Origin of the sequence: Aminobacter sp. BE322, assembly GCF_050433525.1 — a bacterium.
Taxonomy (GTDB): Bacteria; Pseudomonadota; Alphaproteobacteria; order Rhizobiales; family Rhizobiaceae; genus Aminobacter.
The window spans coordinates 701473-717144 of the sequence record NZ_JBNPXB010000001.1; the positions used below are offsets into that span (position 1 = coordinate 701473).

Sequence of the window (15672 nt, forward strand, 5' to 3'; positions counted from 1 at the left end):
CCCTACCCCGTATCCGCCACTCAGGTGACAGGATCCTGCCGGTCGGCCTTCCGTTTCAGGGTTGAAGCTTGCGGCCGCGCACCCTCGACGCGCGTCAGCGCGCGTTGTCGAAGCCGCGGCCGTAGGTCGCCGTCGACCCGGAGCGCGCATTGGTCAAAAGCACCCCGATGATCGAGGCCTTGCTCGCGTGCAGCGACCTGACCAGCTCGCCGAACAGGTCGACGGGCGTCCTGCCCCACTCGGCCACCACGATCACGCCGTCGAACAGCGCCGCCGTGGCCAGCCTGTCGGTGCCGCTGGTCAGCGGCGGAAGGTCGACGACGACGAAGTCGTAGGCCTGCAGCTCCGGCATCAGGATCCGCATGTTGCGCGGCCCCAGCAGGCCGCGGGCATCGACGACGTGGCTCGGCAGCATGTCGAACGTCGCGTTCTTGGTCAGCATGATGTGCTGCTCTATCGGCCCGCTGCCAACCGCGCCGGGGGCTGTCGTCGCGGGCTGCGGCAGCAGGTATCGGCTCAGCACCGAATGGAAGATGTCGGCGTCGATCACCAGCGTGCGCGTGCCGCACATCGAGTAGAGCATCGCGAGGTTGCTGGCGAAGGTGCTCTTGCCGTCGGACGGCAGGGCCGAAACGATGCCGATGCAGTGCAGGGAACGCGCGGAATCGGCGAGGCCGATGGCGGTTTTGACGTGCCTTAGGCTGTTGGCATAGGCCGAGGACGGCGTCAGCGCCACCGCGTCGAGCGTTCCGGAGGCGCCCCTGCCGGAGAGGACCGGCAACTCGCCGAGGCATTCGAGCCCGAACTCGTCGCGCAATTGCTTGGCCGACCGCACGGTCCGGTCGAGCATGTGCCGCAGGAAGGCCGCCCCTACGCCGAAGATCAGCCCGGCAAGCGCGCCGAAGGCCAGCGTCAGCTTGCGCCGCGGCGCGCTCGGCACCAGGGGCCGCGTCGCCTCGGTGATCACCCGCGCATCGGCCACCGGATAGGACTGCTGGCTGACCGAATTGGTGTAGGCCTGGAGGAAGCTCTCATACATCTTGCGATAGGTGTCGGCCGTCACCTCCAGCTCTTCGAGGGTGGGCGCGCTGGCGCCGGCACTGCCGTCGCTTCCATCCGGGCGCGGCACGACGTCGTAGTCGTGCTTGGCGCGGAATTCCTGAGCGATCTGCGTCGCCTCGTTCATCTGGGCGCGGAGCTGGTTCAGGCGATCCTCCAGCCAGCTGCCGCCTTCGCGCGCGGCGGCGGCCTTGGTCTCGAGCTGTTCGCGGACGAAGACGTCGGCGGTCGCATTGGCGACCTTCGCCGCGATGTCCGGATCCGGCGACTGGAAAGCGATGGCGATCGCATAGGAGACGCCAACCCGGCGGACGTCGAGGTTGTCGCTGAAGGCCCACATGGTCAGCCGTTCGCGCTCGAAATCGGTGAGCTGGGCCGAAGTCCCTGCCTGGTCGCTGCTGCCCCCGAACAGCCATTCGCCGTCGAGCCCGATCCTGTTGGCCGCCATCCGTCCCAGCTTGGCGAACCGCCCCAGGATCGTCGGCGGCGGCGCCCTGAAGGCGGCATCGTCCTGAAGGCCAAGTTCCTTGATGACGATGCTGGCGATCTTCTCCGAACGCATCACCGCGATGTGGCTCTCGACCTGCGCGGTGTCCAGGGTCAGGTTCACTTCGGTCTGCTGCTGCTGCAGCAGTTGCGGGATCTTCGGCTCGATCAGGATCTGCGTCATGGCGGTGTAGACGGGATCCGTCGTCGCCAGATAGAACCAGGCGCAGAAGACGGCCGCCGCGACCGAGCCAGCGATGATGCGCGCATACTGCTTCAGGAACGCCCAGATATCGGCAAAACTGATGAATTCGCGCTCGCCGGCATCATGAGGATCGGTGGCCTGCGGCCATCCGGACGTCAGGCGATTGTCCATTTCCGACCCCTGTGGCGGACGCGCTCCCGGCCCGGAGCGCCCGGATGGACCGGTGCCCGGTTCAAATGCAACCCGGCCATGGCGGGTGTCTTGAGATGCGGCATGAGCGTCGCGCCCGGATGTGACCCCATCGAAGCTTAGCCCTGCCGGTGGCGGCGTAAACGCCGCCAATCGGAGTATACGCGTACGCCTTCGGCGCCCCGTCTAGGCGATCGGCACGGGCCGGCCGAGTGCCGTCGCAGCCGACGACCGCACCACGGCTCGTCTGTTGCGCCTGGCATGCATGCGCGCCGCCATCACCACGGCCAGGCCGATGAAGAAGATCATCCCCGGATCGGCGCTTCCGTTGACCAGCGACCCCACCACGATGCTGGCCAGCGTACTGGCGCGTACGCTCGCCACCACCGCCTCGGTCTCGCCGTCGATCCATCCCCGCAGCGTCCCCATGCCGCGGACCAGCACGGCCACCAGCGTCGCCATGGTCAGCGCGCCGATGAGGCCGAGTTGCGAAAGCACCGCGATGGCCCAGCTCGACGCCCGCGAACTGCCGAAGCCCACGCCCAGGCCGCTCGTGTCGGTGAAGGCCTGCAGGCTCTTGACGTTCCAGTAGGCCCGCTCCTGGCCCGACGCGGACTGGGCCTTGTTGGTGACCGTCGCCTCGATCAGGCGAAGGAAGGGATCGAAGAAGCCGCGGCTGTGGAGTTCGATCGCGAGCGCTGCGGTGGCCATCGCCACCAGGGCGGCGAGGATGAGCAGTTCGTCGGTGGTGAGGCGGCCCGACAGGATCGAACGCGACAGCGCGTAGGCGACCGGCACTAGCAGGATGGCGAGGCCGGCATAGGCCGTCGACGACGTCGACAGCATGAGCAGCACGAGCAGCAGCACCGACAGCCACCGGGCGAGCCGCGCGCCCGTCTTGCGCCAGTAGGTATAGGTGAAGGCGAGGCACGCCAGCGATGCGGTGCCGAACGCCGAGGCTTCCGAATAGGCGCCGGCGATGCGGAAGAAGCCGGCCTCGCTGGCATTGGTGAGCATGGCGTAGTTGGCCGTCCGGATCGGCTGCAGCACGTCCCCCGCGCCGATGACCTTCGCGAAGATGTCGACGAGGCCCATGCCGGCATGCAGGCCGCACCAGAGCATGAAGCCACGCCGCACCTGGACCATCCGCTTCTCGTTCAGCAAGAGCACGCACAGCGCGACGGTGGTGAACCCGCCGAGGAGGAAATAGCCGGTCTGGGAAATATTGGCCGATACCGGCTCAAGCACGGTTTCGATCACCCCCTGGCGCAGCTTCGACTGGACGAAGACGCTCGTCAGTCCGGCGAACAGGCGCGGGAACAGCCACGCCCCCACGGCGGCGTAGACGAGGAGGCCGCCCAGGACCCAGAGCGGCCGCATGCTGCCGAACACCGTGCCTAGGTCGCGCCATATGCGGCGGCGCCCCGCCACCGCCGTCAGCAGCATGGCGGCGAACAGCGTGTAGATCAGCGGCGACGAGCCGCCGAGCGCCGGCACCGACGCAACCGCGGTCGCGCCAAAGGCCAGCGAGGCGATGAGGCTGACGATCAGCGTCCCGCGCGCGAGGTAGCCGGCCAGCAGCACGCCCGCGCAAACGATGAGACCGACCAGCGACGGTTGCATCGATCAGGCGCCCCGCCTGCGGTCGCCGACGGCCACGGCACGACCGGGCAGCCGGGAGCTTGGGCTCGGGAAAATTTCGTGGCCGAACATCGCCGTGGTCGAGCGTCGTTGCGTTCCGCCGATCATGCTGCAGATGACCGGGTGTCCCGCAAGCAGCCAAAAGGAGGTAGCCGGCGTATGGCCCCGGCACGCATGGACGGACCCGGCGGGCTCGCCCCTTCCCATACCTTCCAAGCGTCATAACGTCTCGTTGACGCCTAGCCTCTCGGCACCCACATTCCGGGGCGAAAGTCTTCCCTTCGTTCCCCCGAAGAGTAGCTGAAGATCCATTTTGGCCGTCGGCGCTGCCGGCGGGTCAGGCAGGTAATTGTGTTTCAGGCCGGTTTGGAAGAAAGAGGCATAGCTCTTTCATATTTGCTCGCCATCGGATTCATCGTCGCGATGGTACTTGCCGCAGCCGTCGTCGGCGACGCCGAGATCATCCTCCCCGAGGTCGCGGCCATGGCGGTCGCCCTGTGGGCCTATCGCGAGAAAGGTTGGGTGCGCCAGCCCGAGAAGATCTTCATCGCGCCGTCCGCCACCGCGGTGATCGGCTTCACCGTCAACCTGTTCGACATCCCCTACATCGCCAAGCTCGTCCTGGTGCTGTTCCTGATGGCGGCGCTTTTGCGGCTGATGAAGTCCAATTTCGCTCCGTCGCTCGCCACCGGCGTGCTGCCGATCGTCACCAACGCGACGCATTTTTCGTTCCTGATCGCCATTTTCGCCACCACGCTGGTGCTGATGGCGGGCGTGCTCCTCTTCAGGCTGAACAAGGGCGTTCCGCGCGATGCCCCGGTCAACTATTGGTACATGCTGGTGTTCCTGGTGCTGCACCTGATCTGGGTCGGCGTCGCCGTGGCTGCCGGCTATCCGCAGATGGCCGTCATTCCGCCGATCACCGTCGTGGTCTACGAGTCGCTGCAGATGCCGATGTACATGGCGAAAATGGCAATGAAGCAGGTTGCCGTCCTGACGCTTTCGGCAACGATTGGCACCCTCCTCTACCTCAACATCGACAGCTGGGTGCTGGTCGCGGCGCTCGACATGGCCATCGTCTACCTGATCCTCCGGATCTTCTCCGCCAGGATCCCGGCGGCCTATGCCTTCCCGCTGCTACCGTTCGTCTTTCCGGCGGAATCGGTGCCGCAGCTGCCGTATGCGGCAGCCGTCGTGTCAGCCTTCCTGTTCGGACTGGTCCTGCTGTTCAAGGCCTACGAACGCAAGCAGCTGGTCGCACAGGCCGCCTGACGCCCGTCCGATCAGATTGGCAGCGCTCAGTTCTCGCGAAAACTCCTGGAGAATGATTCGAGCAACGGGCCGAGGAAATAGGCCGCCACGGTCTGCTCTCCCGTCAGGATCATCACCTCGGCGGGCATGCCAGGGCTCAACCGCACCCCCGGAATCCGCGCAAGCTCTGCCCGGTCGACCTCGACCTTCGCCAGGAAATACGGCTCGCCGGAACGCTCGTCGATCAGCCTGTCCGCCGAGATGGTCCGCAACACCCCGTGGATCTGGGGCATGTTGCGCTGCCTGTAGGCGGTCAGCAGGATGCGGCTCCTCATGCCCGGCCGGACCGTGTCGATGTCGATCGGCTTGACCTTCGCGTCGATGATGAGCTTGCTCTCCGCCGGCACGATGTCGAGCAGAGGCGCGCCCGCACCGATCACGCCGGTTTCGGTCGTCACCCGGACGTTCATCACCGTCCCGGCAATCGGCGCCTCTATCACGGTTCGGCTCAGGACGTCGGATCGCGACGGCAGCTGGCTGCGCAGTTCGGCCAGGCCGGCGCGCACCTTCGTCAATTCCTCGTTCACCCGCTCCTTGTTCTCCTGGCTCAACGTCAGGAGCTGCATCTCCGCCTCGCCGATCTCCTGCTTGTCCCGCGCGATCGCGGCCCGGTTGGCCGCCTGCCCTGCCCGCAGCCCGGCCTGATCGCGCTGGAGCGCCAGGAGCCGCGGCAGGCGTTCCAGCCCCTTGCCGTAGAGCTCCTCGACCGACTTGATCTCCTTGCCGATCAGCATCAGTTGCGTGTCCTGGGCCGCTATGATCTCGTGCAGGCCGGCGATCTCCTCTTCCAGTTGCTTGACCCGCTGCCCCAGGATCCGGTCTCGCCCCTCCAGGGTGGCGCGCCGGCTGAGCAGAAGGTCGCGCTGGCTCAGCATCGTCGGATGGGCCTCGGAAACCCCCAATGCCTTCAGCTCCTCGGGAAACGCGATGTCCCTCGCGTCGGTCTGCTCGGCGACGAGGCGCGCCTCGGTCGCAAGCAGGTGGACGAATCGCTCCCGCAACTCGTCGCGGCCGGCGCGGGCCTGCGTGTCCTCGAGCGTGATCAGCTTCTGGCCCTTGGTCACCCGGTCGCCCTCCCGGACATGAATGGTCCGGATGATACCGCCTTCGAGATGCTGGATGGTCTTGCGGCTGCCGTCGGGGCTGACGACGGCGGGCGCGATGGCGGCGCTTGCCAGCGGCGCGGTCGACGACCAGGCGCCGAACCCGGCGACGAGCAGCAGGAACGCGGCATAGCCCAGCCTGCGGGGCCAGCGTGTCACCTGCGCGAGGCTTGGATCGGCGGCTTTCGGCGAAGGGCCGGCAAGCGCCAGCCAGAGCAGCATCATGATGCAGCCCACAAGCACGATCAGCGTCACATAGAGGGCGATCCGCGCCGCCTCGTCGGGATTGGCCCAGCCCGCCGCGGTAAAGACCTCCTCGTACCAGGCTTCCACGAGGGCCGCGTACTGCTGCAATCGCGCGATGACCTCATTCCACATGGCCGCTACTCCGCCGCCGTCGGGCCGCGGGCCGGCCGGCTCAGCATGCCGCTGGTCGAGACGACGCGCATGTGGCGGCGGCCGCCGCCGAGCGTCTTGAGCACCTCGTCGCGGCTGTTGAACATCGCGACGCTGCCCTCCTTCAGGACCAGGATCTTGTCGGCCAATTGCAGCGGCATCACCTGGTGCGAGACGATCAGGATCGTCCGCCCCTGCTGCTTCAGCTGGCTGAGCGCCTGGAGCAGCGCCTGGTCGCCGTCGCTGTCCAGGTTCGAATTCGGCTCGTCGAGAATGATCAGCGGCGGATCGCCGAACAGCGCGCGCGCCAGCCCGATGCGCTGGCGCTGTCCCAGCGAGATCCGGGTGCCGTGCAGGCCGACGACGGTCTGGTAGCCGTCAGGCAGGTGAAGGATCATCTCGTGAATGCCGGCAAGCTTCGCCGCCGCGATGACCGGTGCGCTCTCGACCTGCTGCAGGCGGGCAATGTTTTCGGCCACGGTGCCCGGGAAGAGCTCCACCTGCTGCGGCAGGTATCCGAGATATCGGCCCCTGTCCTCCGCGTCCCATGTCGCGATTTCGGCGCTGTCGAGCCGCACGTGACCGTGGGAGGGCTTCCAGGCCCCGACGAGCAGCCGGCAGAGGCTCGACTTGCCGGCCCCGGACGGCCCGACGACCGCGCAGGTCTGGCCGGGCTCCAGCGCGAAAGAGACGTTGTCGATGATGAGGTCCCCCGATCCCGGCGCCCGGTATTGCAGCTCCTGCGCTTCGAGCCTGCCAAGCGGCCGCGGCGGCTGGACGGGGTTCGCCACCGTGTCGCCGGCGCCGAGCAGCCGGCTCAGGTTCCGGTGCGCGGTTCGCGCCGATACGAAGCTCCGCCAGCCGCCGATCGAGCGCTCGATCGGGGCGAGCGCGCGGCTGAGGATGATCGACCCGGCGATCATGCCGCCGGCGGTCAGCTGTCCCCTCAGCACGAAATAAGCCCCGAATCCGAGGATCAGCACCTGCAGCGCGAGGCGCAGGGCGCGCGTGCTGCTGACGATGGCGACGGTCGTCTCGGCGAGGCGCTGCCCCTCGGCCTGGGCGTCGCGGCGCTGCGCCTGCCAGCGCGCCAGGACCATGCCGGTCATGCCCAGCGGGGCGATGGTTTCGGCGCTCTCGACATAGCGTAGCGCCTCCGCCTGGTTGTGGCGCATTATCAGGGTGGCGCGCTGCTGCCGCCCGCGCGTGAGGAAGTCGTTGGCGAGCGCGGCGACGAAGAGCGCCACCGCACCGCCCGTCGCCAGCATGCCGAGCCCGGGATGCAGCAGCCAGACGATCGCCAGGAACACCGGCGTCCAGGGTGCGTCGAGAAAGGCCAGGATGCCGTCGCCGCCGATGAAGGCGCGCAGGTCGGCGATGTCCTTGAGGCCCGCATCCGCGCCGGGGGCACCGGCAAGCCGCGCGTCCATCGACCGGCGGATCACGGGACCGCACAACTCGTTCTCGAGCCAGGCACCGATGCGGCCGAGGATGAGCCGGCGAGCCTGCTCGAACAGGCCGTAGACGGCGATGGCCGCGAGCGCCATCGCCGTGAGCAGCATGAGCGTGTCCATGGAGCCGCTCGCCAGCACCCGGTCGTAGACCTGCAGCATATAGAGGGCACCGACCAGCAGGAGCAGGTTGGACAGCAGGCTGAAAACGACGAGCGCCGGTGCCTGCCGCCTGACCGCGGCCATGATCGCGGCGAAGGAACGCTCACTGCGCGGCATGGCAGCATCCCCCGCGCCGCGACAGGTCGAAGTGGCGGCCGTGCGCCGCAAGGCGCACGGCCGCTTGCCGCCTAGGCGATGACGCCGTCGACGTGGTTGTCGTCAAAGATCCCTGTCCCATCGATCCCTATCGAGAAGCTGTCGCTGGCGGTATCCCCGTCGGCATCGGTGATCTGCACGGTGAAGTCGAGCGCCTCGTCCGGCGCCGGCTGCGTCTGCGAAATGCCGACCCGTCCGATGTCGAACTTGCCTTCGAGGCCGGTGACCTTGAGCCGCTCGTGCGAGTCGGCGTCGTACTCGATGAAGTAGTCGTCCTCGAGCCCTCGCACCTCGACCTCGCCGCTGGCCAGGAAGTCGACCGTGATGCCGTTCACGGGCGTCGAAACGTCGCCGGTGGCCGTGAGCAGCAGCGTACCGGTGTCGTCGAAAATCCTGACCTCCGAGATCGCGGCGATGGGATCATTGGTGTAGCCGTTGATGAACCCGTCGCCGCTCGGCTCGGTGGCGCTGCCGTCGCCCTTGGTGTTGTAGGCGGTCAGCCGCATTCCGGCCGGATCGTTGCCCTGGGTCTGCGAGATGGCGACCTCGCCGCCGGTGATCGTCTTCACGTCGCCGAACAGGATGTTGGTCTCGAGATCCGACTCGCCCTGGCTGAGATTCGGCACCGTGAAGTTCGAGTTCGGGCTGTTCAGGAAGGTGAACATCATCGTCTCGTTGGGGTCGATCATCTGGTTGAACACCCCGAGCGTGGTCGGCCCGCCGCCTTGCGAGATGTGCAGCTTGATCACCTCGGTCTCAGGCGTCGCCACCAGGCCACTTCCGTCGGACTGGACCATCGTGAACAGGTGGTTGCCCGACGGGGTTCCGTCGAAGGTGAAGTTGACCTGCGCCGGCGGCGGATCCTCGAGCACCTCGAAGGTGTAGTTCCCGCCCGTCACCGTCAGCTTGAAGAACGACGTGTCGCCGGCATTGAGCGTGCCGCTGTTGTCCGCATCGTCATAGTAGGTGACGACAGTGCCGTTGCCCGAGATGTCCCTGAGCAACGTCAACTCCGCGGAGGTGCCGTCGAAGATGGTCAGCGTCGCAGGCGAGCTGGTGACGCTGTAGGTCGCCGGCCCGTCGGCGCCGACCAGGCCGTTGAGCGGATTGGTGACCGAATCCCCGTCGGCGAAGTCGACCAGCCCGTCCGAGATCGGCCCGATCAGCGGCGTGTCGTCGTCGACGTTGATGCCGAGCGTACCGTTGGCGGTGTCGCCGTCGGCATCGGTCACCTGGTAGGCGATCGTGAAGGCCTGGTTGTTCTCATCCAGGCCGGTCGCATGCAGGATCGGGTTGTTCTGCGTCACGGTATAGGCGCCGGTCACCGCGTTGAGCGTCACCGTCAGCACCGTCGTCGAACCCTGCTTGACCAAAAGGTCGCTGCCCGACAGCTGGTAGGTGAAGCCGGACGGCGCCCCGGTGGTCAGGAAGGCGATCGAGCCCGCTCCGTCGGCGCCATAGCTATGGCCCAGCGTGCCGGAAGTGTTGGACGCATCCGCGTCGTCGCCCGTGCCGCCGGCATTGCCGCCCGTCAGCGCGTCGTCGTCGAGCAGTGCCGTCAAGTTCGCGCTGGTCGTCGGCGTATCGTCGTCGACATTGACGCCGAGCGTGCCGTCGGCAGTGTCGCCGTCCGCGTCGGTCACCCGGTAGGCGATCGTGAAGGCCTGGTTGTTCTCGTTCAGGCCCGTTGCATGCAGGATCGGGTTGTTCTGCGTCACGGTATAGGCGCCGGTCACTGCGTTGAGCGTCACCGTCAGCACCGTCGTCGAACCCTGCTTGACCAAAAGGTCGCTGCCCGACAGCTGGTAGGTGAAGCCGGACGGGGCTCCGGTGGTCAGGAAGGCGATCGATCCGGCTCCGTCGGCGCCGTAGCTATGTCCCAGCGTGCCGGAGGTGTTCGACGCATCCGCGTCGTCGCCCGTGCCGCCGGCATTGCCGCCGGTCAGTGCGTCGTCGTCGAGCAATGCCGTCAGGTTCGCGCTGGTCGTCGGCGTGTCGTCGTCGACATTGACGCCGAGCGTGCCGTCGGCGGTGTCGCCATCCGCGTCGGTCACGCGGTAGGTGATGGTGAAGGTCTGGTTGTTCTCGTCCAGGCCGGTCGTGTGAAGGATCGGATTGTTCTGCGTCACCGTATAGGCGCCGCTCGTCGTGTTGAGCGTCACCGTCAGCACGGTCGTCGCACCCTGCTTGACCAAAAGGTCGTTGCCCGACAGCTGGTAGGTGAAGCCGGACGGCGCCCCGGTCGTCAGGAAGGCGATCGAACCGGCGCCGTCGGTGCCGAAGTCGTGCCCCAGCGTGCCGGAGGTATTGGCCGCATTGGTGTCGTCGCCGGTGCCGCCGGCATTGCCGCCCGTCAGCGCATCGTCGTCAAGCAACGCGGTCGCGTTCGCGCTCACGCCGGGCCCGTCGTCCTCGATCACGATCTGCTGGCCGACGGCGGCCGAGGCCGAGCCGGGCGTCTCCACGCCGATCCCGCCGACGTCGAACTTGCCGGCAAGGCCGGTGATCTTGAGTCGCTGGTGGGTGCCGGCGTCGTATTCGACCGTGTAGTTCTCCTCGAGGCCGAGCACGTCGACCGTGCCGTCGGCGCGGAAGTCCACGGTAATGCCGTTGACCGGGGTGGTGACGTCGGTGGTGGTGCTGAGCAGCAACGTGCCGGAACCGTCTTTCACCCGGATCGCGGTGATCGTCGAGATGCCGTCATCGGCGTAGCCGGCGATGAAGTTGTTGCCGGTCGATTCGGTGGTGCCGGTCGCGATGCTGGCGGTGAGCCGCATGCCGGCCGCGTCGTTGCCCTGGGTCTGCGAGATCGTCACCGAACCGCCGGAGATGGTCTGCAGGCCGCCGAACAGGATGTTGGTCTCGAGATCCGCCTCGCCCTGGCTGAGGTTCGGCACGGTGAAGTTGGCATTCGGGTTGGTGACGAAGGTGACGACCAGCGTCTCGGTCGGGTCGATCATCTGGTTGAACAGTCCGAGCGTGGTCGGCCCGCCGCCTTGCGAGATGTGCAGCTTGACCACTTCGGTCTCGGGCGTCGCGATCAGGCCCGTCGTGCCGGACTGGACCATGGTGAAGAGATGGTCGCCGGAGGGCGTGCCGCCGAAGTTGAAGGCGAGCTTCTCGCTGGCCGCGAGCCTGAGCGTGTTGCCGAGGTCGACCGCGTCGTCGGGATCGGTGCTGGTGCCGTGGAAGATCGGCACGTAGGTGACGATGTTGAACGTCACCTGGGCGCTGGTGGCGCCGACGTTGATGATCTCCTGCTTGAAGATGACGAAGGCGATCGCATCGAGGCTGCCGTTGCCGTCGCTGTCATATTTGCCGATCACGGTGTCGTTTCCGTCGGCGAACAGCAGGATGTCCTTGCCGTCGACGGTGTTGAGCCCGCTGTCGTCGCCGTCGAGGGCGCCGCCGGCACTGTCGGTGAACTTGACACCGGTGATCTGGGCGCCGGCGGTGGCGTTGACGGTGACCGAATTCGCCTTGGTCGCAACCCCGACGCTGGTCGGGAAGGTGGACGTCAGCCCGAGGGTGGTTTCGAGATAGGTGCGGAACGCAGCCGGCAGCGAGGAATACGCCACGTCGGTATCGGTGAAGCCGTCGCCGCTGTCGCCGGTTTGCAGGCCGGTCGTCTGGTCGTTTACGGCCTCGTCGTTGAGAATGAAGCTGATCGTCATGGTCGTCCTCCGTGCTCGCGCGCGGCCTGCCCCGTTGGGCACGCGCGTTCACGCCATGCCCCGGCCGGTGCTGTTCTGGCTGTCAAGCAATTCAGGCAGGACACGAGGCATGGGGGCCGAAACTAGGCCGCCATACCTCTTCACGCTCTTCTAGTGGACATTTCCCAACAGCGCATACGCCGCTGCGTCGACACGGGACGCAACGACGCACACACGCCTCCCATTCGCCCGGCAGCCCAAGCCTGCCGTACAGAACCGAATATTAGGACCATGATATATTAAGCGCAATTCAGCCATTCGATTGACTGTCGCCGCTCTATTGTCAATCCACCAGCTTCACAGAACAGGCTACAGGGGGACGATACGGTCCTACGTCGGGACGGTATAAGCCGCCCCGTTCAGCCCAGTTTAATCCGGCAAACGCACCAACGTGCCCGAGAAGTCCACATGCAGCCTACGGAACTTTTTTCGCACTACCGTCCAATCTTGAACCGCATGACACGCGTCGAGCTCGAGAGAGAAATCGAGCCGGCCCAACCGCTCGATGCCGGCGGCGGTTGATCATTTTGCATCTTGCCTGACCGGTGCGCAGGAGATTCGGCAACCGCACGGACGGACGGCTTCGCGCCTCTTAGAGACGGTTTCGTTCCAGCCTATTTCGCAGAGCTGGGCGAGATTCTGAAAACCGGTTGGAGTGATTGACCTGCCGACCGCGACCTTATCGAACCGGTTGTTCTTGTCCGTACCAACGCGTTCACGATTGCAGCAAGTGACAGAGGCGTTTTGTCGAAATTTGACTCAGGTCTGTCTTTTGCTTTGATCCGACAACGCGGAGTCCCCGGGTACAGGATTGTCGAGATCCCTCCGTTTAAGAGGCAGGGAGAGGCGGAATGCCGAACCGCGCGGATCGCTGGCGGTCAGTACGAGATTCCCGCCGTGCTGGCGAGCAATCTCTCTTGAAATGTACAGCCCCAAACCAGACCCGTTTACCCTTTGCCCAGCAGCGCGATAGTACTTTTGGAATATCCGCTCTCGGTCATCGGGAGCAACGCCAATGCCTCTGTCTATCACGTCCACGAATGCGGCATCTTCATCGACCGAAAGCTGCACCGTCACTGGGCTATTGTTAGTTGAGTATTTCAGGGCATTCTGAATCAGGTTTTGCAGCAATATCTCCAGCAAGTTGCGATCACCTTCCAATACGGCTTCTTCGCCTGGAATAAATTCCACACGTTTGGCGGCATCATCATCTAGCCCGGTTTTGGCGATAAGAAGTATTTCGTTCAGATCAAGCATCTCGGTCTTGGCGAGCGATGTGCTTCCAGCGGTAATTTGGTCGCTGGCCAAGACGTTCTCGATCAACATCGACATCTTCTTGACAGCCTGTCGAATCTTGGCGATTCGTAGCGTTGTGGCGCTGGCGTTCTTGTCTATCGAAAACGATAGATTGTGCGCGGAGGCTGCGATCACGCCCAAGGGGCCTCGGAATTCGTGCGATACCAAGGCTATGAACTCCCCTTGCTGAGCCAGGGCATCGTTGACGGAGTTCAAGGATTGCATGAGCTTCATCTCGAGGAGGTGACGTCGATCTATCTCGGCGTTGAGCGACGCATTCTTTTCAGCGAGTTCTGCAGTCTTCTCTTGCACCTTGAAGGCCAGGTTTTGTTCGGCGGAGCGAGACATGGCGATGACGCGGTCCTTTTCCTCACTCAAGCCGCGTTCGGCAAGCTGCGCCCGTTTTGCTACGGCCGCACTCAGCAATGCTAGATGAATTAACGTTCCGGCAACAAACAATCTGGATAAAGAACTATCTATAAGAAGAATATTCGCACCAGTATATTGCGCCTGCATTAAAAGTATTATTCCTATCACACTTGCGAATGCAATTGCCGGCATAATATACTGCTTTTGCTTTTTAAAAAACAGAAGGTATATTACAACGAAAGAAATGAAAATGTGCGACAACTGTTGCAGCCGCGATACAAAAAAACCGACATCGCCATAGTACCCCGCGATTGAGAATATCAAGGCAATACCGTTCAGCAGGGCAACTCCCTGCACGATGTACCACCCCCAAATCCAGTGTCGGTGAAACTCGAACAAACGGCCGAGGAACAACACCATGACGATGCTATAGAGGCATACAACGACCCCCCAGATGCGATGAATCTGTTGTGGAGCCAACAGGTATAGAAGCTCGGAGGCATATCCCAGGTGGAATATGGCCAACATCCCCGACTCCACCAGCACGGCAGCATACAGAAGATACAGGGAATCTCTGAGCCGGGCCGCATACAGCAGATTGGCGCATATCATGGCCCCGACAGCGCCAACCACAATCCCTATGATCCAATCGTCGGTCCGCCGGTTTGCTTCGTATCCTTGCTTTTGCCAGACTCGTAACGAGGTGGTTATCGAAGTCATCGACTCGAATCGAATGTAATATTGATGCTCCGCGGGTGGCACGGAGATTGGAAAGAGGGCAGGATATGCGCGAGCGCCGCCTTCACCACCCTCCGGCGAGACGGTCAAACGCCCAGACTCGTCGGGCGCATAGAGTATTACATGCTCTATGAGTGGCCGCTCCACCTCTAGCAGCCATTGACTGGACGCCGAGGGGGCGGACAAGGAGAAGCGCACCCAGATCGCACCCTTTCTATATCCCTCCGTGAGCATCGAAGGAATTGGTTCGAAACGGATGTTGGGACCTCCCGATTCGATGTCGTCGATTGTGAGCTCGCCGGTGGGGTCGCGAAGAAGCGAAAGGTGCCCCCCAAGTGAAACTGGCGCCGTGATACCATCTTCATTGTTCAAGATTAACGCCCAGGACGCCTGCGGCACCAAGCAAGCAAACAGGATGGACAACGAAATGATTAGATGAGATCGGATAATGCGGTGTTGCGGCATGGAGGATTCGTTGATGTTCGCAGAAGAGTTTAAGCAAGGGGACGTTGCGATCGCTCCCCTCGTTTATCTCGTTGATGACGATGAGGATTTCCGCGAAGAAATGGTGTTGGGCCTATCCGGACTGGGCCTCAACGTACAGGGCTTTCAAAGTGCCGCGGCTTTGTATCGGGCATACGCGTCCAAGCCCTCGCAGATCGTTATCCTCGACATCGGCCTGGATGGAGAAGACGGTCTGTCCATTGCCGCCCATTTGCGGGCATCGCAATCGATCGGAATCATCATGGCCACGGCCCGAGGGGCCATCAATGACCGCATTGCCGGCCTTGAGAACGGTGCGGATGTCTATCTCGTCAAACCCATAGATGTCCGCGAGCTTGCAGCTACGGTGGTCGCGCTCAACAGCCGCCTCAACAGCCATCGCAAGGCCGCGCCTCCCCCTCAAACCCCACGATGGGCACTGGTGGAGGGCGGCTGGACCCTCACCGACGGCATGGGCAATCGCTTGCAGCTGACCGTCTCGGAGCGTCGCCTCTTGGGATGCTTGTTTCGCGAGCGCGGCAACACCGTTGAGCGAAGCGCGCTTGTCGAGGCCATGGATGCGGACATCTATGAATTCAACTATGCTCACCTTGACACCATCATAAGTCGCCTGCGCCGCAGAGCTAAAAAATCCAATATGCTACTGCCCTTGCACGCTATTCGCGGACTTGGCTTTACCTTCTCTGATTAGAGTCGTCTTCTTCTGTCCTTTGTCAATTTGCAATTTATTCAGATACTTGGCGCTTCCTACGTTACTCTTTCGGAGCCGGTGGCCCAGTGGTTCAATGGCCACGTGCGAAGGCGTCGCCGTATTGTCGCGATCGGAGGCGCGGATGCGTCGGATCGATCGGCGCTTCCCGCTGTCGTAGAGCGTATTGCGGGTCGGTGTATCG

The 15672-nt window shown here is 64.1% G+C and carries 8 protein-coding genes; 2 read left to right on the plus strand and 6 right to left on the minus strand.

The features are described 5' to 3' along the window. Window positions 1–94: 94 nt before the first annotated feature. On the minus strand, window positions 95–1921 hold the full coding sequence (locus J2X50_RS03225) for a GNVR domain-containing protein (protein WP_429091384.1): 1827 nt from the start codon (window positions 1919–1921) through the stop codon (window positions 95–97). A gap of 204 nt (window positions 1922–2125) precedes the next feature. Further along, window positions 2126–3562 carry a hypothetical protein gene (locus J2X50_RS03230; RefSeq protein WP_429091385.1) on the minus strand — a complete coding sequence of 479 codons (1437 nt, stop codon included), beginning with the start codon at window positions 3560–3562 and terminating at the stop codon, window positions 2126–2128. A 441-nt stretch (window positions 3563–4003) separates the two neighbouring features. On the opposite strand from J2X50_RS03230, the gene J2X50_RS03235 reads away from it, so the two are divergent. Beyond that, window positions 4004–4852 (plus strand): hypothetical protein, encoded by an 849-nt coding sequence (locus tag J2X50_RS03235; protein ID WP_429091387.1) that lies wholly within the window; start codon window positions 4004–4006, stop codon window positions 4850–4852. A gap of 26 nt (window positions 4853–4878) precedes the next feature. Here the strand turns inward: J2X50_RS03235 and J2X50_RS03240 are convergent, their stop codons facing one another. The 4 genes from J2X50_RS03240 to J2X50_RS03255 form a co-directional block, all read right to left on the minus strand. Next, a complete protein-coding gene (locus tag J2X50_RS03240; RefSeq protein WP_429091388.1) occupies window positions 4879–6372 on the minus strand; it encodes an HlyD family type I secretion periplasmic adaptor subunit in 1494 nt (497 codons plus the stop codon). 5 nt (window positions 6373–6377) lie between these two features. Continuing rightward, window positions 6378–8120, minus strand: a complete 1743-nt coding sequence (locus J2X50_RS03245) for a type I secretion system permease/ATPase (RefSeq protein WP_429091390.1) — start codon at window positions 8118–8120, stop codon at window positions 6378–6380. Between the two features lie 71 nt (window positions 8121–8191). Next, window positions 8192–11833: a beta strand repeat-containing protein gene (locus J2X50_RS03250; protein WP_429091392.1), complete on the minus strand. Its 3642-nt coding sequence runs from the start codon at window positions 11831–11833 to the stop codon at window positions 8192–8194. A 798-nt stretch (window positions 11834–12631) separates the two neighbouring features. Beyond that, complete coding sequence (locus J2X50_RS03255; RefSeq protein ID WP_429091394.1) at window positions 12632–14647, minus strand: sensor histidine kinase; 2016 nt, start codon at window positions 14645–14647, stop codon at window positions 12632–12634. 106 nt (window positions 14648–14753) lie between these two features. Here J2X50_RS03255 and J2X50_RS03260 point away from each other — a divergent pair, with 106 nt between their 5' ends. Continuing rightward, the gene (locus J2X50_RS03260; protein ID WP_429091395.1) at window positions 14754–15470 is read left to right on the plus strand and encodes a response regulator transcription factor; all 717 of its coding nucleotides are present in this window, start codon (window positions 14754–14756) and stop codon (window positions 15468–15470) included. The last annotated feature ends 202 nt before the right edge of the window (window positions 15471–15672 follow it).